General features: G+C 37.2%; 12 protein-coding genes and 1 pseudogene. 11 read left to right on the top strand and 2 right to left on the bottom strand.

Annotation, left to right across the window (positions count from 1 at the left end; translation table 11 throughout):
* The first annotated feature begins 346 nt into the window (after nucleotides 1-346).
* Nucleotides 347-2857, top strand: coding sequence for a U32 family peptidase (locus tag NLX73_RS10230; protein ID WP_254326080.1), 2511 nt, complete (start codon nucleotides 347-349; stop codon nucleotides 2855-2857).
* A gap of 197 nt (nucleotides 2858-3054) precedes the next feature.
* On the top strand, nucleotides 3055-3936 hold the full coding sequence (gene galU, locus NLX73_RS10225; RefSeq protein ID WP_013312210.1) for a UTP--glucose-1-phosphate uridylyltransferase GalU: 882 nt from the start codon (nucleotides 3055-3057) through the stop codon (nucleotides 3934-3936).
* 83 nt (nucleotides 3937-4019) lie between these two features.
* Here galU and NLX73_RS10220 read toward each other — a convergent pair whose 3' ends face one another.
* Nucleotides 4020-6476 carry an O-antigen ligase family protein gene (locus NLX73_RS10220; protein WP_254326079.1) on the bottom strand — a complete coding sequence of 819 codons (2457 nt, stop codon included), beginning with the start codon at nucleotides 6474-6476 and terminating at the stop codon, nucleotides 4020-4022.
* Nucleotides 6477-6809: 333 nt separating this feature from the next.
* Nucleotides 6810-7239: pseudogene (locus tag NLX73_RS25220) on the bottom strand (transposase family protein); the annotation flags it as partial.
* A gap of 239 nt (nucleotides 7240-7478) precedes the next feature.
* Here NLX73_RS25220 and NLX73_RS10215 point away from each other — a divergent pair.
* From NLX73_RS10215 to NLX73_RS10175, 9 genes are all read left to right on the top strand, one after another.
* Nucleotides 7479-8513, top strand: a complete 1035-nt coding sequence (locus NLX73_RS10215; protein ID WP_254326078.1) for an acyltransferase family protein — start codon at nucleotides 7479-7481, stop codon at nucleotides 8511-8513.
* Between the two features lie 161 nt (nucleotides 8514-8674).
* Nucleotides 8675-10987 carry a glycosyltransferase gene (locus NLX73_RS10210; protein WP_254326077.1) on the top strand — a complete coding sequence of 771 codons (2313 nt, stop codon included), beginning with the start codon at nucleotides 8675-8677 and terminating at the stop codon, nucleotides 10985-10987.
* A gap of 28 nt (nucleotides 10988-11015) precedes the next feature.
* Nucleotides 11016-11804 carry an ABC transporter permease gene (locus NLX73_RS10205; protein WP_223821960.1) on the top strand — a complete coding sequence of 263 codons (789 nt, stop codon included), beginning with the start codon at nucleotides 11016-11018 and terminating at the stop codon, nucleotides 11802-11804.
* A gap of 16 nt (nucleotides 11805-11820) precedes the next feature.
* On the top strand, nucleotides 11821-12558 hold the full coding sequence (locus NLX73_RS10200; protein WP_254326076.1) for an ABC transporter ATP-binding protein: 738 nt from the start codon (nucleotides 11821-11823) through the stop codon (nucleotides 12556-12558).
* A 9-nt stretch (nucleotides 12559-12567) separates the two neighbouring features.
* On the top strand, nucleotides 12568-13407 hold the full coding sequence (locus NLX73_RS10195) for a glycosyltransferase (protein WP_254326075.1): 840 nt from the start codon (nucleotides 12568-12570) through the stop codon (nucleotides 13405-13407).
* Nucleotides 13408-13471: 64 nt separating this feature from the next.
* Nucleotides 13472-14758, top strand: a complete 1287-nt coding sequence (locus NLX73_RS10190) for a UDP-glucose dehydrogenase family protein (protein WP_254326074.1) — start codon at nucleotides 13472-13474, stop codon at nucleotides 14756-14758.
* Between the two features lie 27 nt (nucleotides 14759-14785).
* On the top strand, nucleotides 14786-16177 hold the full coding sequence (locus NLX73_RS10185) for a glycosyltransferase family 2 protein (protein ID WP_254326073.1): 1392 nt from the start codon (nucleotides 14786-14788) through the stop codon (nucleotides 16175-16177).
* 16 nt (nucleotides 16178-16193) lie between these two features.
* Nucleotides 16194-18545 carry a glycosyltransferase gene (locus NLX73_RS10180; RefSeq protein WP_254326072.1) on the top strand — a complete coding sequence of 784 codons (2352 nt, stop codon included), beginning with the start codon at nucleotides 16194-16196 and terminating at the stop codon, nucleotides 18543-18545.
* A gap of 41 nt (nucleotides 18546-18586) precedes the next feature.
* A complete protein-coding gene (locus NLX73_RS10175; protein ID WP_254326071.1) occupies nucleotides 18587-20065 on the top strand; it encodes a glucosyltransferase domain-containing protein in 1479 nt (492 codons plus the stop codon).
* Nucleotides 20066-20074: the final 9 nt, after the last annotated feature.

Below are 20074 nucleotides of genomic sequence, written 5' to 3'. Positions count from 1 at the left end.
TCGCTTGGAAAGTGTAGAAGCTTAGGTCGCAGTCTGGTACACTAGATTAGTTACAAGATAAGAATGATTCTGCCGCAGATGTTTGTGATGCGGATTTTTTGAGTTGGATGTAATTCACGCGAGGAACCGATGGTTCAGTGTGTGGATGATCGGACAAGATGATAGAGACGGATAGGATTTAAAATATGATTCTTAGTAGGCTTCCATTCCCCTGACTAAACATGATCAGCTTTGGAATGAGTCTATGGAACATCCATGAGATTACCAAGTAAGCAGCATAGCTGCCCTGAAAACAACGATTATTCCTCGGGGGATCATTCGTTTTCAGCATATGGGGAGGGCAATAATGAAATCAGCAGTACGAAGAGAAGATGTCGAGCTTCTCGCACCAGCAGGTGATTGGGATTGCATGCGTGCGGCGGTGGCGAACGGAGCCGATGCGATCTTTTTTGGGGTGGAAAAGTTCAATGCACGAGCACGAGCGAATAATTTTCGCATGGAGGAACTGCCTGAAATTATGGCGTTTTTGCATAGCTATGGAGTTAAAGGTTTTTTAACATTCAATATATTGGTATTTGAAAACGAGTTGGAGGACGCTAAGGAGCTGGTCGATGCCTGTATTGATGCCGGAGTCGATGCCTTAATTGTCCAAGATATGGGATTGGTGAAAATGATCCGCGACATTTCACCGGATTTTCCGATTCATGGTTCTACCCAAATGACGATTACCTCGCCGGAAGCGGTAGAGTTTACAAAGCCGTACAATATGGAACGGGTCGTGCTTGGACGCGAAAACAACCTGAAACAGATCCAAAAAATAGGCGATCAGGCGAGACTTCCAATGGAGGTATTCGTACATGGAGCGTTATGCGTATCTTATTCTGGCCAATGCCTGACTTCAGAAATGTGGGGCGGCCGCTCTGCTAACCGTGGTGAGTGTGCACAGGCATGTCGTTTGCCTTACGATCTGATGGTGGACGGAGAGCAGAAACCAATGGCAGATGTGACGTATCTGCTGTCACCTAAGGATCTGGCAGCGATTGACTTGATGCCTGAACTGATCGACGCGGGTGTTGTTTCTTTTAAAATTGAAGGACGACTGAAAACACCTGAATATGTGGCGAATGTGGTCAGCAAGTACCGCAAGGCCATTGATAAGTATTTTGATGGCGATACGTCCAAGACCAGCAAAGAAGATATTCGCGAGCTGCAGCAGAGCTTTTCACGCGGCTTTACGCACGGTTTTCTCGAAGGGACCAATAACAAGAAGCTGGTTGACGGTACGTTCCCGAAAAGCCGTGGGGTGTATCTGGGCCGAGTGGAACAAATCCTTCGTGATGGTGTAGTGTGCCGTATTGATGCCCCACTCAAGCGTGGCGATGGTATTGTATTCGATGCGGGAGATCCCACGCAAAAGGAAGAAGGCGGACGCGTATACGATATCCGCCGCAAGGGCGTGAAGATTGAAGGCGAAGCCGGAGAAGGCTGGATCATTGACATCGTAGCGGGACGCAACGATGTGGATCTGCGCCGTGTACACGTGGGCGACCGCATTTGGAAGACCAACGACCCAGCGCTGGACAAGCGTTTGCGCCAGTCGTACGACACCGACAAGCCGTACCGGGTCTTCCCGGTACATGTACGAGTCAGCGGCTCCCCAGGGCAACCGCTGTCGACATGGTGGACCGACGTGCAGAAAGGCACAACGGTCCGCGTGGACTCCGAGCTGGAACTCGAAATTGCCCAGAAGCGTCCGATGACGCATGAACTGCTCGAAGAGCAGTTCGGCCGACTGGGCGGAACGGTGTTCCAGCTGGAAGAGCTGGACGTCCATCTGCATGGGGACGTCATCGTGCCGATGCGCGAGCTGAACAGTATCCGCCGCCAGGCGGTGGAACTGCTCGCGGGCGAGCGTCCCAAACCGCCCGTGTACACGAAGCGGGCGGTCGAGGTGTATGACGATGCATCGACTCCGGCATCGTCTGTGGCACGCGGTCAGGCAGAGCTGACCGCGTTGTGCCGCAGCCTCCCTCAGGTGGAGGCTGCGCTCGAGGCCGGCGTGGAATTCATCTACGCCGACTTCGAGTTCATCAAGCAATTCCCGGCAGCCGTAGAGGCTGTGCACGCTGCAGGCCGCCGAATTGCGCTGGCGACCCCGCGTATTCACATGCCGGGTGAAAATGGCTACCACAACAACATCCTGCGCTTGAAGCCGGATGCTGTGTTGGTACGCAATCCAGGGGCACTGTATTTCTACTTGCGACATCGGTTGGAGAACCCGGACGCACATCACCCGCAATTGATTGGTGACTTCTCGCTGAACATAGCCAACCATAAAGCGGCTGATCTGTTCCTGGATTCCGGCTGCGACCTGGTTACGCCTTCGTACGATCTGAACATTCAGCAAATGGTCGATATGCTCAGACGTACGCGTACCGATAAGCTGGAGATCGTGATCCAGCAGCATATGCCCATGTTCCATACTGAACATTGCGTATACTGTACCTTTATGAGTGAAGGCACCGACTACACTAACTGTGGACGTCCGTGTGAGGACCATCGCGCATCCCTGCGTGATCGAATTGGTATGTCCCATCCGGTCCGTGTGGACGAAGGCTGCCGCAACACGGTGTACAACGCGATTGAGCAATCCGGCGCGGAATATCTGTCCAACTTCCTGGAGCTGGGCGTGTCCCGTTACCGCGTGGAATTTTTAGAGGAGACACCGGAGCAAGTGCATGAGGTTATTGATCTCTATAACCGTGCCCTGCGCGGAGAAATCAGTGGAACACAAGTATGGAAGACGCTGAAAGCGACGAATCAGTTGGGTGTTACACGTGGGCAGCTGGTGAAGTAAATAACTGTATATTTGTTCGGGAGCCAGAAAGATTCCGGCAGCATAATATATTCATATAGAAAGCAAGTGATTAGAAGACATGTTCTCTTTGAGGGAAGATGTCTTCTTCTTTAACCTATCAAATTCATCTATCTTCCTGTTATAATCATAGACAGTATATCTATCCGTTATATTGAAGACAAAAGGAGTTTTAACCTATGAAAATCCGTAAAGCGATTATTCCTGCTGCGGGATTAGGAACCCGGTTCCTTCCTGCTACGAAAGCCATGCCTAAAGAGATGCTTCCCATTGTAGATAAACCAACAATTCAATATATTATTGAAGAGGCTGTTGCATCTGGTATAGAGGATATCATTATCGTTACTGGTAAAGGCAAAAGGGCGATTGAGGATCATTTTGACTACTCCTTTGAGCTGGAGCATAATTTGACTGCGAAGGAAAAATGGGATCTGCTCAATGAAGTGCGTAAACCATCGGAGATGGCAGATATCCACTATATTCGTCAAAAGGAACCCAAAGGGTTGGGGCACGCTATCTGGTGTGCACGTAAGTTTATCGGTGACGAACCTTTTGCCGTCCTTTTAGGGGATGACATCGTTGAGTCTGAGAATCCGTGCCTCAAACAGATGATAGACGTGTTCGATGAGTATCAGCGTTCTGTTGTAGGTGTAAAACAAGTGGATTGGAACGAGGTACATCGTTACGGCATAGTTGAAGGTCATGCACTTACTTCCAAAATCTCTGAAGCGGAACGATTGGTAGAAAAGCCAAAGAAGGAAGAAGCAACCTCCAACTTGGCGATCATGGGACGTTATATCTTGACGCCTGATATTTTTGATATCCTGGGTCAGCAATCTGCGGGAGTAGGCGGGGAGATTCAGTTGACGGATGCATTGTCCAAATTGGGAGAAAAGAATCCGATCCTGGCCTACGAATTTGACGGGAATCGCCATGACGTTGGCGAGAAATTGGGATTCATTGAAACAACGATCCATTATGCTCTACAGCATAACGAAATCAAGGATGAAGTACTGGCTTATATGAGACAGGTTATTGAAGATATTGATCAACAAAAATAAACACCTCACCAAACCTCTCTTTCTCCAAATAAAAAAGAGACTACCGGATGATATAACATCATCTGATAGTCTCTTTTTCTATACTATTTCTCCGATTTTAACTGAGCAATTTGCTCCTTCTCCTTCGGATCAGCTTTAATCAGCTTATCGTACAATGCTTTGTCATCCTGTCCCTGCTGTTGCAGAGCAGCGATATAGTAGCGGGCGACCTCACGATTCGTAGCATCACTCAAATCGTCCTTCAGACCGTTTTTCAGGATGCTGGCAGCCTCTGCAGGCTTGCCTGACATGAATTCAATTTTGCCAGTGCTGAGCGCAATACCTGGAGTTACCTCAAAAGTACGTGTCAACTGAATTTCAGGTGGAACCGTCTTAATATGAGCTATCCCATCCAGAACCTGCTGGTATGCAGCAAGGCCTGCTTGGAAATATTTCTGCTCCTTGGCGGTGTCCTTCTGTTCACGTGCCTTATCACCAATAGAGTAAGCTTGAGTAATCAACATGTTGTACCAGTCATTGTCCCATTTGAAGTTGGAAATGTTATTTTCCAAAATACTGAAGGCTTGCTCATGCTCACCTTTTGCTTTTAAAAGGTTAACTTTGGAGTTATACATGATTTTATTATACGGTTCTGCCTTCAGGCCCGTATTAAGTACCTCTATTGCAGCATTATAAAATTCCTCTTTTTTCGTTTGATCATACACATTCTTGTACAGTGCAGCCAATCTTATAACCGAATCTGGGTGCGTAGGACGAAGTTCAAGATCCTTATTAATGGCACTTTGGATTTCCTCAAAAGATGTGCTGACCGCCATGATCTGTTTGGCAGATGTGGCAGCATTGGCCGATTGCACAAAGCGGAGACCTGCAAAAAGCACCACAATGCTTAGAATGCCGATGACTGCACTATACATGATTCGGAAACCAGAAGTACTCATGGACAAGCGTCTAAGAGGTTTGCTGTCCATAGCAGCGGCCATACCACCAAGACTCATAAATATCAGTATGCCCATGAACACGTAGCTCAGATTAAAGTCCAGCAAGCTATGAAGTAAGATCGAGAGCGCCAAAATGAGATACAGAAAGTGAGAATCCCGTTCTTCATCATTTTGTCTAATATAGTTACGGATATATTTGTAGAAAATAAATAAGATGAAAGACATGAAAATTACAAAACCGAGAATACCAACTTCAACCAGGTACTGCATGAAGAAGTTATGGGCCTGACGGCTTGTGTAAGGATAGTCTTGGTATTTCTCATATAAAGTAGCCCAACCGCCGCCGCCGGTGCCAATAACAGGATGATCTTTAATCGATTTGGCAGCATCCTGATAGAATACAAGTCGTTCTAGTACACTATGCTGCCGGAAATTGATATTTTCAAACCGGACCTGGACGTTTTCAGGCAGAACACTGCGTAGGCCAGTTCCAATAAACAGAAAAGCCAGCAAGCCAATCACCACAACTGATCCGACAGGCAGCCACAGGTTGGATAACTTACGGGAAGTCCACCCTGTGAGGGCACTTTCCAACCTTGGTGCCAGATAACGTTCAACAAGCCACAGTACGACAGCGACAGCAAGGGAGACTCCAATAAGTAATCCCCAAGCCTTGGCAGCCTCTCCGCCGTTGTAGGTCTTATTGAGTTGTAATCCCATATTTGTAATCGGCGACAAGATAGATATTGACGCTACACCAGCAATGGCGCAATGCAAAATCCATATAATTTGGCGTGCAGGTTTAAGGAAAAGCAAGAGCAGGACGAACACGACTGGCAGCATAACCAGACCGCCCCGTGACAAGGTCAGGAACAGCGAGACCAGAATAGGCACCAACATGAAGCCGTGAATAGCCTTGCCATACCATAGTTTTGATTTCATCAGACAGAAAACGGCAGCGAATAGAAAAGCCATTAGAAAGGCCGCATATGTATTCGCATATTGAAACACGGATGTCAGCCGGAGACCATTTGTATCTGTCATAACTGCATTGGTATAACGATACTGGTATACATATTGGGTAAACCAGCCTACCATCTTGCCGGCAAGTACCCACTGTCCAAACCAGTTAATAAAGCCAAAGCCTACAATGACATAAGCAACAGTCATAATCAGATTGTGAATAATCTTATTGCCTAAGCGATCCTGGAGTAGATAGATTGAGATGATAAACAGAGCGGCATATATGCACTGTACCACCACCATATTCATGGCCAGGTAATGCGAAGCTGCTGAAGTCAGTGAAAGCACATAAGACAGGGGAAGCAGCAGTACTAATACAGCCAGCCAATCCCTTTGCTCTTCCAGCTTGAATTTTTTATAATAGGTTACAATTCCTAAAATCAATAGAATCGTGCTGATGATCAAAGCCCAATACAGAGGCTTCTCAAAGTCGAGCATTTGACCATTAAAAAGTGCAGCCTGGAAGGGAGCCCAAGCTAAAAACAGAATCATGCCAACAATTAACACCCAAAACATAGCCGGCCTTTTATCGTCACGAGTCGACGTTTTGGCCTGTTTCCCGTATACTGGATTCGACAAGGTTTACAATCTCCTTTTCTTGTAGATACGTCAACATTTTAGCATACCCTTTTAAAAGGAACCAGTTCAGTAACGAAAAGAGTGAACTGGTTTGAAGAAATAAAGTAGAATACGTTTGTTGGTTTGTCAAATCTTAGAAGTATACGAACTTTTTTAAGGACACCACGCTTACTTTTTTGTTATAAAAAAGTAGCCTATGATAGCTTCTGTTTAAGTTGAACTAAAGATTGAGACGGATTGCCAAGCTAAGTGCGACAACTCAGCCAAAACATCTCCTAAGAGGGGGGATTTTCGAAGGGGGCCATTGCCGTTATCATTGGATCCTCGTTGCTAGGAGGCGTAGTGATCCGCGAAGTACACTTTTACGTGGTGAAAATGTTCCAAGCCTGGATAACAACTCGATCCGCTGTATCAGTCAAAACCGCCGCGGCCGGGTATTGACTGGCAAGAACCCTAAAAGCGACTTCCCTGGGATGTACGGTTCGACCAGGCTTCTTGAGAGTAATATACATTCGGGTTTTACGCTTATTAAAGGTTTCAGCACAAGCCGTGCTTTTTCCAAGCCTGGATACCACGGTGTCGAGTTCTCAATAACCAAAGGTAGTCCGCTTGCGGATTCATTTGGTTGCTGGCTAATTGGCCTACAGCGTCCAAGTGTTTCAGGAGGTTTACGCCGTTATCCTCTATATGACGCAATACGCGAACTTCCCCAGCCGCCAAAACGTTTCACATAGATCCAATGATAAATCGTCTTATAGCAGACCTCTGTTATATTGAGCCAAAAAAGAAGACTTAACACACAAAAGATACTAGCGATGATGGTAATTAGCAGTCTCTTTTGTGTAAACAGCTTCATTTTTTAAAACGGAAGATAGCTTTTTCTGCTTCTTCGTCTTATGTAACACCGAAACGTTAAGCGGGGTGGTCTCTTTCTCTACTCCAACAAGGGCACGTGGGTAAGCATGGTTTTTTTATTGTTGATCGTGAAAGGAAGATAGATTTTTGAATACAGCTACCGAAAGAAGTCGCACTGTGGATATTCTTAGATTCATAGCTATCATAAGCATTGTGATGGCCCATGCTTCACCAAATGAATTATTATTTCGAATTAGAAATTTTGATGTAGTACTTATGGTTCTATTAATGGGAAATTCTTTTTATATTAGTCAAAAAGAAAAGCCAGTAGACTACAATCGTTATGCACTAAAAAGATTTAAAAGATTAATTGTTAGTACATGGATATTTTTGTCGATTTTCTTCACCCTATTTTTTATGTTTTCTCTCTTTTCGAATGAAGATATATTTTTTAATGTTAAGACAATGGTATTATCTTTCACTTTTCATGGAGGGATAGGATACGTTTGGGTCATGTATGTTTTTTTTGTAGTTTCACTGTTGAACCCGTTTCTCCTTCGATTAAGTGGGCAACTCGAAAATAATAAACATTACTTTCTTATAATATTTTCTTTATATATATTGCATCATTATTTGGTTAAACTAAACGGATTACTACCGATGACATTAGGGGAAAACCTGCAAATTTATATTCTTACACCGTTTGGATATTGTCTGGTTGCTGCTGTAGGAATCAGGTTTAAAAACTTAAATAAAAAAGAAATATTAATAATGGTAGGGGGATTTTTATCAACATTTATTATCTTCATGGTATTGTACAATTTTAAGTCTACACAAGACTTCAAATACCCTCCAACCATATATTATATCAGTTATGGATTGTTTGTGAGTTTCATTTTGTATTTGATTTTTAACAAGCCATGGGTGCAAAAACTAATTTTTAATCGTTTTATATATTTTTATTCAAAATTATCGTTAAATCTTTATTTTTTTCATATATTCTCAATTTATATACTGAATTTTTATGGGGAGCATCTTCCATTGGTTTCAAAATACTTTATAGCGCGATTCCTGTTCATTATTTCCAGCGCAATGTTAGTGACCTACCTGTATGAGCGTGCGATTACAAAGTGGAAGAAGAGACTCGTCTCAGTATTAAAAAAAGGACCAAGTCAGAAATAAATTCCACCAAAAATTAGCATTTAAAAACAGCCGATCTTTTACCGTGACGGGTCGACGTTTTGGCATGTTTCCCGTATACTGAACTCGACAAGGGCTACAATCCCCTTTTCTCGTAGATGAGTCAATCAATAAGCAACTGCCGACGGCAGGAGGTAACCATTTTGAGTTCTAATTTTAACTATAAGCAAACCCCTGGTAGAGTGAAACTAGCTAATTATACAAGTGACGATGAAAATCCTTTGATCAGCATTATTACCCCTTTTTATAATTCAAAGGAGTATTTTTATCAAACTTTTAATAGTGTAATAAACCAAACTTTTCCCTATTTTGAATGGATTGTTGTAGATGATGGAAGTATTAACAAAGAAGCTGTTTTGCTGCTGGAAGAATTGGGGAAACTAGAAAAACGTATTCGAATCTTTCATATTGAAAATGTTGGACCATCTGCTGCAAGAAACTTTGCGATTAATCAGTCGCAAGCAGAGATCATTGTACCGCTTGATGCAGATGATCTAATTGAACCTACTTATTTAGAATGTGTCTATTGGTCATTATACACTAATCCAGAAGCAAGCTGGAGTTATACAGATAGTATAGGTTTTCAGAATGAAGAGTATCTTTGGAGAAAGCCTTTCAATTCGAAACTAATGAAAATTGAGAATCTGTTAACCTGTACTGCTGGCATACGAAAAAAAGATTTATATGAAGTCGGATTATATGGAACAAATGAAACCTATTTTAACGAAGATTGGCACTTATGGCTTAAGTTGTTGAATGCGAAGAAAATTCCTGTTCATATGGGATGGTACGGGTTTTGGTATCGACGAACTAATAATGGTGTTTTAGGACACTTAAAATCCAATAAAAATATTCAAAAAAAATCTTCCCATTTAATTAAGGAAGTTGGTAGAAGTATTACGGATATTAAAGCAATTGAATTTCCTAGATACAATCTAAAAAAAGGATTTCCTAAACCTCAAAAATGGAATTGGGATAGAGCTCCAATCAATACGAGTACTAAAACTAAAGTGCTAATGCTTCTTCCTCATATGGTAATGGGGGGAGCAGATTTGTTTAATTTGGATATAGTCTCCAGAATCGATAAACAGAAATTTGAAATGTCTATTATTACAACTAATCCGGGTGATTCGACATGGAGACAACGATTTGAGAAACATGTTACTGATATATTTGATCTTACAACTTTTTTGGATATGGAATATTGGAGTTCATTCATTCATTATTATATAACTTCTAGAAAAATAGATGTCTTGTTTATTTCAAATAGCTACTATGGATACTACTTAATCCCATGGTTGAGAAAAGAGTTTCCCAATATATCTATTATTGATTATGTCCACATGGAAGAGTGGTATTGGCGTGCAGGGGGGTATGCAAGGACTTCAAGTGCTCTCAGTGACTTTATAGAAAAAACTTACGTATGTAACGATCATTTGAGACATGTCATGATTGAATCCTTTGATAAAAAAAATGATGAAGTAGAAACACTTTATATTGGTGTTGATGAAGAAGAATTTAATCCGAATTATGTGAAGGAAGGTCAAATAAGGGCCTCTCTTAATATTAATCAAAATCAGCCTTTAATTTTGTTTCCATGTAGACTTCATCCGCAAAAGAGACCATTTTTAATGGTTGAAATTACAAAAAAGCTAAAAGCACAGTTGCCTAATGTCATTGTAATCGTTGTAGGAGATGGTCCACAATGGGATGAGCTATTAAGCTCAATAAAAAAGGAGAAACTACAGCAAACAATATTATGTGTTGGACGGCAGGACGATATGAGACCTTATTACCGAGATAGTCAGGTCACACTCGTCTGCTCACTTAAAGAAGGATTAAGTTTAACAGCTTATGAATCATTAGCAATGGGAGTACCTGTAGTTACCTCTGATGTGGGGGGGCAGAAGGAACTAATTAATAATGAGGTGGGTAGGGTAATACCCCTTTATCAAAATGAAGAGGCTGACTTAGATAATCGTCATTTTATGAAAGAAGAAGTAGATGAATATGTAGCTGCTCTTTTTGATATTCTTAGTATGAATAAAGCAGATAAAGAAAAAGTGAGCAAGCAATGTCGTGAAAGAATTGAACAAGGCTTCACGAAAACTAATATGATCCGTTACTTTGAGGAAGAATTTACAGCATGGAAATATCAACGTAGTAAAGAAAATAACAGGAGAATATCTGAGCATCTTAAAGCATTTCCAAGACTAATTGATGACTATACTTCTTTGTACGTGGAATATGAAATTACCGCAATATCAAGTAATAGGGTTTTTCAATTTCTTAGTTACATCAAAGGAGTCTTAACACTAAAAAAGAACCCTATATCCCTGTTAAAGGATATTGTCTATTTTAGTAAGAACAAGTATTACTTTAAACGTTATCTATATAGTTTTAAGTCCAATCCATTATTCCAATTTATTACTAAATTAATCAATATTAATAGGTGAATATGTTAAGACCTAGTTGGGGGTAATTATGCAAATTATGCAGAAATATTTTTTGAACTTTAATAAATACCGATATTTATTAAAACAACTTGTAATCAACGATATTAAAATAAAATATCGTCGTTCAATATTAGGAGTAATTTGGAGTGTCCTTCAACCATTAATGATGATGATTGTTTTAACGATGGTATTTGCTTCGCTATTCAAAAGTAATATACCACATTTTGCGATATATGTACTAACAGGAAGAATAATTTGGGATCTATTTTCAAGTGGAACTATTATGGCGATGGATTCTGTAGTTGGCAATGCTTCATTAATTAAAAAAGTCTATATTCCCAAATATATTTTTCCGCTTTCTAAATGCTTCTCATCATTAGTTAATACTGCATTTGCTTTGATAGCATTAGTTATAGTTGCGATAGTTAGTGGAGGAGTAAAATTGACTCCTAACCTTTTTCTAATTCCAATTCCTTTGTTTTATACCTTTTTATTTGGTGTTGGATTGAGTTTTATTCTATCAGCATACACTGTTTTCTTTAGAGATTTGAAATATTTATACGAGGTTCTTCTTACCGCATGGATGTATTTTACGCCTCAATTTTTTCCAATGAGCATTATACCTGATAATTTGAAAATAGTATTTGAGTTAAATCCACTCTATTACACTCTTCAGATGTTTAGGGATGTAGTTATGTACGGTGTTACACCTACTCTACAACAGCATTTGATTTGTGCATCAATAGGAGTTGTAACCTTGATAATCGGACTTTTAGTTTTCCGAAGAAAGCAAGATGATTTTATTCTATATATATAAATGGATGTGATATTACATGGACAGCGAATTGGCAATTGAGGTCAAAGATGTATCTATGACCTTCAATATGAGTCAGGAAAAGGTAGATAACTTAAAGGAACACATTTTAAAGTTAATAAAAGGGCAACTTTTTTATCAGGAGTTTAATGCCTTGAAAAATATTTCATTCGAAATAAAAAAAGGAGAAGTTTTTGGTTTGGTAGGATTAAATGGTGCTGGTAAGAGCACATTACTCAAGGTCATTGCAGGAGTTTTAAAGCCTACTTCTGGTACAGTTGCTGTTAACGGAACCATAGCTCCTTTAATAGAATTAAGTGCAGGATTCAACCTCGATTTAACAGGGCGAGAAAATATATTTTTAAATGGGGCGGTATTCGGTCACTCTAACAAGTTTATGAGCGAATGCTTTGATAGAATTGTTGATTTCTCGGAGCTTCATGAATTTATAGATGTACCTTTGAAAAATTATTCTTCAGGTATGCTAGCCAGACTTGCATTCTCTATAGCTACAATTGTAGACCCAGATATATTAATTGTAGATGAAGTTTTATCTGTTGGTGATTTTAAGTTTCAGGAAAAATGCGAAGCATATATTTCTTCGCTAATAAATAAAGGTACCACTGTTTTATTTGTCTCGCACTCTATAAAACAAGTCGAGAAATTGTGTCAAAGGGCTCTGTTATTGAATAAAGGGGAGCTAGTTCTTGTTGATGAAATATCCAAGGTTGTAGAGAAATACAAAAATATTTCCTAGGTGATTAGAGTGGATAAGATTTCTGTAGTTGTTAGAACAAAGGACAGACCTATTCTCCTTAAAAGGGCAATTGAGAGTATCATGTCACAAACCTATTCAAATTGGGAGATAGTGCTTGTCAATTCAGGAGAAAATATAGATTCAATTGAGTCAATTATGCATTATTTCAAATCCAAAAGCTCGAATGATATTATACTTCTTCATATAAATAGCAATCTTCATATAGATGAATTAATTAATCTTGGAGTTTCAAAGAGTACCGGATACTATGTCACACTTTTGGATGATGATGATACATGGGCTCCTTTTTTTTTAGAAGAATGCGTTTCATTATTAAATGAAAACAAGGAATTGGATGGTGTTGTTACTCAGACTACCATCATTGAGGAAACATTAGAAAATAGCGAGATCTGTTTTATTAATAGTTATGACTTCAATAACAGACTACGTAGAATTTATGGTTGGAAAATAGCTAGGTGTAACCTATTTACAACTAATTCGTTTGTCTACAAAAGAGAAGCATATGACAGGATAGGAGGATATCGTAAAGATATACCTTTGCTCGGTGACTGGGAATTTAATATGCGTTTTTACTTGGAATATAAAATTGGTGTTATACCAAAGGCTTTGGCTAACTATCATAAGAGGATAGATGCTTTGAATAGTGGCGAGAATTACTATACGAATACCTCACTAACTAGACATCTTATATACGATCGTAAAATTAGGCGAGAATATCTTAAGCAAGGATTAACGGAGGGTCCCTTCCTTTTTTGCCTTTCAGTTTATCTTTTCGGTTATATAAATTCGTTTATTAAATTAATTAAGAATGTTATTTATCGTAAGTGAAAAAACGATAATACTTCAAGGAGTATTTTACACTTATTAAAATGGAATTAGAGGGGGATTTTATGTGAAAATAGCAATTGCGGGGACCGGATATGTTGGATTGGTTACTGGTATATGTTTAGCTGAAATAGGACATGAGGTGGTTTGTGTAGATAAAAATCAAAAGAAAATTGAATTGTTGAAGTTAGGAATCCCCCCTTTTTATGAAAATGGATTAGAAGGATTATTGAAGAAAAACCATAATATACTATTTACTTCTGATTTTAAGACTGCTTATAAAGAGGCGGAAATTATCTTTATAGCAGTAGAAACACCAGAAAATGTTGACGGTTCTGCTAATTTAACTTATGTATATGAAGTATCAAACGAAATAACTGAAAACCTTCAAAGTGATTGTTCGATAGTTCTTAAATCAACAGTTCCTGTAGGGACAAGTGACGAAGTGGAAAGGTTTATGAAAAAAAATGTTAGCAATAATATTAATATAGAAGTATTATCGAATCCGGAATTTTTATCCCAGGGAACAGCAATTAGAGATACAATGGAAGCTAGTCGTATTATTATTGGAGCTAATTCACAAGAAGCTGCTAACTTACTAAAGCAGATATATGCACCTTTTAATAGACCTTTTGTAATAACAAGTCGAACTAGTGCAGAAATGATCAAATATGCTTCTAACGACTTCTTAGCTCTGAAAATATCATTCATTAATGATATAGCTAACTTATGCGAGTTGGTAGGTGCAGATATTGGAGAAGTTACTCATGGTATGAGTTTTGATGATAGAATAGGAACAAAATTTTTGAATGCGGGCATTGGATATGGTGGCTCATGCTTTCCGAAAGATACTAAATCATTACATTGGTTATCTAAAGACCGTGGCTACGAATTAAGGACCGTTAGAGCTGCTATAGAGGTAAATGAATTACAAAAAACAAGATTGATACAGAAAGCTAAGAAACAATTTTCTTCTTTTAATGGAATTAAAGTTACTGTACTAGGGCTGACATTCAAGCCAGGTACTGACGATTTACGTGAGGCACCATCTATAAACAATATTGATATTTTACTTGGTGAAGGAGCAATTGTTGAGGTTTACGATCCGGTGGGAATGGATAATGTAAAAAAAATATATTCTAATAAAGTTACATATGCCAAAACACCTGAAATTGCATTACAGGATTCGGAAGTTTGCTTTATCTTTACAGAATGGGACCAGATAAAACAAATTGAGCCCAGTCAGTTTAAAAAATTAATGAAATCCCCAAATGTTTATGATGGACGAAATTGTTATAGAAGATCTGATATGATTGATTCAGGGATTAACTATAATTCAATAGGAAGACCTTGAGAACTTATATAGGAGGTGTTTGGTTATATGGATTACAAGATCAGTGTAATTGTACCTATATATAATGTTGAAAAATATCTTCCCGAAGCATTTGATTCTCTTAAAAGACAAACGATTGGATTTAATAATATAGAGGTCATCATGGTTGATGATAATTCTACTGATGAAAGTAAGAATATCATTGATAAATTTGCCAGTGAGAATTCCAACGTTATCTCTATACATTTGAGCAGCAGTAGTGGAGCCGCTGGAAAACCGCGAAATATAGGCATTAAGAATGCGAGCGCAAAATATATAATGTTTTTAGATCCAGATGATTATTATACTGATAATGCTTGTGACTCACTATATCAGAAAATATCAGAAAAAAATATTGACTTTGCTTTTGCTTCATATAGATCTATATCAGAAGACGGTAGCATTATTTTGGAAAATAATGTTTTGCCTAAGGGATTTCCTGATAAAATTGATTCACAATCTATAGAGGATAATCAACAGTTATTAGAGATTGCTCCTTCGATATGGACAAAAATTTACAATAAATCATTTATAGAGAATAATAATATTGAATTTCCTGAGAAAATTGTTTCTCAAGATTTTGTATTCAATATTCATGCTTTATTAAGTGCTAATGGAATATATTTTTTTAATGATATTGTGTATAACTATAGAATTAGGAATAAAGAAAGTAAATCAATTAGTTATATTTTAGATGAAAAATATTTTTATGGAATCAATAAAAGCCAGTTACTTGCATATGATCTTTTTAGAAAATTTAACAAAGAAAATCTTTTTGAGATTATTTTGGTTAAATATATAGATTTCAATATCAATAATATTTTTTCTAGCCATTTATTATCTAATTCTCGAAAAAAAGGTATCATCAAGAATATGTACTGGTTTTTTAAACAATGTAATGAAAAAGGAATTGAGCCTAAGGATAAATTAAACCGGAAATTATATAGTTTAATTCTAGATGAAAAGTTTACTGAAGCTTTAGAGTTCTATGATCAGGTTTATCCTATTATTTTAGACTTTAAGGATTGGGCCGCAAAACAAGAAGAAGGTAAAAAATGGTTGGAAAGTCAACTTGAAAGACTTGAATCTGAACTTAACTCTAAAGAGAATGCAATTATCGATTTGAAAAAATATAATAATGAATTAATAGAGGGGAAAAAATGGTTAGAAGGGCAACTTAGTGATCATAAAGAAAATCTATCAATACAATTTAAGGTTGTAGAAGATATGAAAGTTTGGATTGATGAACTGGAAAAGGGAAAAAATTGGCTTGAAAACCAATTAGAAAACTATAAAAAGGAAGTGGGGAACAAAAATTTTATTATAGATGATTTAAAAATGTGGAATCAGCAGCTGATAGAGGCAAAAGAGAGTTTAGAAAAAGAACTTAATGATAAGTGATAAAGGAGTTTGAAAATTGGATTATAACTATACACAACAGCCGGGAATTAAAATAAATAAAAAAAAAGTTGATCATGTTGAGACTCCCTTGGTCAGCGTTATTACACCATTTTACAATAGCGCTAAATATATAGAGCAAACGGCAAATAGTTTATTCAACCAAACCTTTCCGTATTTCGAATGGATTATTGTCAATGATGGAAGTAACAACAAAATAGATGTTGAGATGCTTGTTGAACTTGCTGACAGCGATAGTAGAATTATATTACACCATCAGGAGAATGGTGGTCCATCTGTTGCGCGAAATAAAGGTGTCGAATTATCTTCTACTGAAATAATCATACCGCTTGATGCTGATGATCTACTTGACCCTACTTATATTGAATGTGTTTATTGGTCTCTTTATTGTAACCCTCAAGCGAGTTGGACATATAGTGATAGTTTAGGATTTGAGAACCAAGAATATCTTTGGAAGAAAAGTTTTAGTGCTGAGCAAATGAAAACAGAAAACTTACTTACATGCACAGCCGGAATCAGAAAGAAAGATTTCTTTGAAGTTGGGGGATATGACGTTTCTGAAAGTCTACATTATGAGGACTGGGCTCTGTGGCTTAAGTTACTTTCAAAAGGGAAGTATCCGGTTCACATGAGTTGGTATGGTTTCTGGTATCGAAAAACAGACACAGGCGGATTGTCAAATACTAGTAAAAATGTAGCTAGGCATGAAAATGCAATGAGTATTATAAAAAAAACAGGAAAAAACGTTGATACCAATGTCCAGGCAATTGAGTTTCCTAGGTTCAGAGGTGTCAATTTTGAAAAACCTCGAAAATGGGATTGGACTAGAAATAATCTGAAACTAAATGATAAGACGAAAATGCTGATGATCTTACCACATATGGTAATGGGTGGAGCTGACCTCTTTAATCTTGATGTTGTATCTCGCTTAAATAAAGACCAGTTTGAAGTGTCGGTAATTACTACAAATCCCGGTGATTCAAGTTGGAGGCAAAGATTTGAAAAACATACGAATGATATTTTTGACTTAACTACATTTCTTGATGTAAAAGATTGGAGTGCATTTATACATTATTTTATAAAAACTAGAAAAATAAATGTTGTAATGGTTTCAAATAGCTACTATGGATACTACTTAATTCCGTGGTTAAAAAAGGAGTTTCCTGATCTTAAAATTATAGACTATGTCCACATGGAAGAAATGGGATGGAGAGCAGGTGGATATGCAAGGACTTCTGCAGTAGTTAGTGATATAATTGACAAGACGTATGTATGTAATGATCATCTAAGAGAACTAATGATAAAAACATTTAATAGGAAACAAAGTGATGTTGAAACTTTGTATATTGGTGTGGACATAGATGAGTATGATCCTACTAAGTTTCCAAAATCTAAAATTAAGACACAACTCGGAATCAACAATGACCGTCCTGTTGTGTTATTTCCATGTAGAATAGCTGAGCAAAAAAGGCCCTTTTTAATGCTTGCTATAGCTAAGAAAATTATAGAAAAAATACCTGATATTGTATTTCTCGTTGTTGGGGATGGACCCCAATTTGAAGAACTTAAGCAGAAAATTAAAAAAGATAAGCTTGAGGACAATATTTATTTAGTAGGAAGGCAAAGTAATATGAAACCTTTCTATAAGGTCAGTGATTTAACTTTAATATGTTCAATTAGAGAAGGACTTGCATTAACAGCATATGAATCAATGGCAATGGGCGTTCCCGTTATTAGTTCAGACGTAGGTGGACAAAAAGAACTTGTGGACGATCGAGTTGGAAAACTCCTTCCTTTTTTACAGAAAAAAACAGAATTTATTGATATAGAAATTGGTAAAGAATACAGTCAAAAGGAAATTGATCAGTATGTGACTGCAATTATGGATTTATTGAAAGATTCAGAAACGTATCAGAGAAAAAGTGAAAATTGCAGAGCGAAAATTATTGAATCATTTGATAAAAACCTATTAATACAAAAATTGGAAGAAGAACTATTGAAGCTTATATCGGACAAGGGAACGCTTGAAAGTGATTTAGTTAAGGCCATGCAGAAAATGCCAAATTTAATTGATGATTACATTACTTTATATTGCGAGTTTTTACAACGCGAGGCTGATTTAGAATGGATTTGGAATGAAAGAATTAATTTTAATTCGAAATTAAATAAATCAACTGGCATACAAGAAAATGAAAAAAGCGATCTTATAGAAGGATTGGCTTCCCTAGAGTTGCAGAAAATTTATAGTATGAGAACTTGGAAAATTATTAGTAAATATCAAAGGTTTATGGATGAGTCTAGGGCCGGAATATTATTAAGTAAAATAAGAAACATTTTATTTAATAAATAGTTGTGAATCTGATGCAAAAACATGGAGGATAAATAGATATAATGATCACGGTTGTTCAAAATCAAAGGCGTAATAGTATACTTTTTATATGTTGTTTTTTTACCTGCCTCCTTTTCTATGGTATTTTCATAAATCCACATTATGCAGTTGACACTTATGTTTATACCAAGCCAGTTATAGAGCAAGACATATTTAGAGCAGGAAGATTATTGACATTTTCTTTTTTGAATATTCTGGGTTATTTTAATGTTAGTCTGGCGAACAACCAGTCAATATTTACTTTCTTATCAATTGTATTTTTTTCTTTATCACATTATCTTTTTCTAAAATCTTTATTAACTATAAAATCAGAATGGACGAATATATCGATTCTGACCTTGTTTCTTGCTTCAGTTACTCTATTTAATAATGTTTTTATGGCTACTCTTTTTATTTTTCCAGAAGTTATAATGTGTTATTCTATTGGAACACTTTTGTGTGTTATTGCTGTAAACACAATTGTATTTGGCGATTTAGGCGTGAAGAAAATTATGATTTCTCTCATCTTGATTTTCGCTACTTTGTGTTTCTATCAAGGTATAGGTCCATATTATGTCATGTTAGCTATTTCACTTTTCTTTTTAAAAAATTGGAAAGAATCTATGGCAAAAGTTTATTCGCGAAGTGTTATGGTTGTTTTTATATATACTGTGGCAATTTTAGCGAATAGCTTGCTAGAAAGACTGAGCAGTAGACATAGGACTGATTTTTCTCTAGCAAAAATATTCTCAAATATTTGGAATATTATTAAAGCTCAAAAAATGCTTTGGATTGATAGTGATAAACTAATTCCCCAATTTATATTTATTATTATTTTTATATTATTAATAGTTTCTTTATCATTTATTATTTTTAAAGATTTAAAGATATATAAAACTAAAGGGATTTTCTTATTTCAACTAGGTTTGATTTTTTTAACTTTTCTTTTAATTGTTGCTCCTTTTGCTATTGCAAATGATGGATTTTTAACGCCAAGAGGGATAGTTGTATTCATGGCATTTCCATCAATATTAGGCATACTTTTTACTTTTCTTAATTGTAACTCAAACTCAAAAAAATCATATTTAAGTATAATTTATATTATTATTTTTATTTGTGTTAGTTTTCTAGGCGTACAAAATATAGGCATTAATAACAATGTAACCAATGCCCTTGATAAAGCAATAGCACAACAAATGTACAATAAGATTGAGCGCTATGAAACTTTATCAAATAAAAGAGTTACTAAGATCGCGTTAGTTAACGATACTAATCCAACTTGGTCCTATGTCACCTCTAATAGTTATGATATTCATTCAAGAGCGTTAAGTATTGACTGGGCCGCATTACCGCTTTTATCAGTAGTAACTGGAAGAGAATTTGAAATGGTGGAGATGGATAAAAAGATTTATAATCAGTATTTTCTAGAACGCGACTGGAACAGTTATGAGGATAATCAAGTGATTATTAAAGGCGATACAGCCTATATAGCTTTATATTAGGAGCTTATA

It is taken from the genome of Paenibacillus sp. CH40 (assembly GCF_024213605.1).
Taxonomy (GTDB): domain Bacteria; phylum Bacillota; class Bacilli; order Paenibacillales; family Paenibacillaceae; genus Paenibacillus; species Paenibacillus polymyxa_B.
The sequence above is the reverse complement of the archived record's forward strand: the minus strand, read 5'-3'. Positions and strand labels throughout refer to the sequence as shown.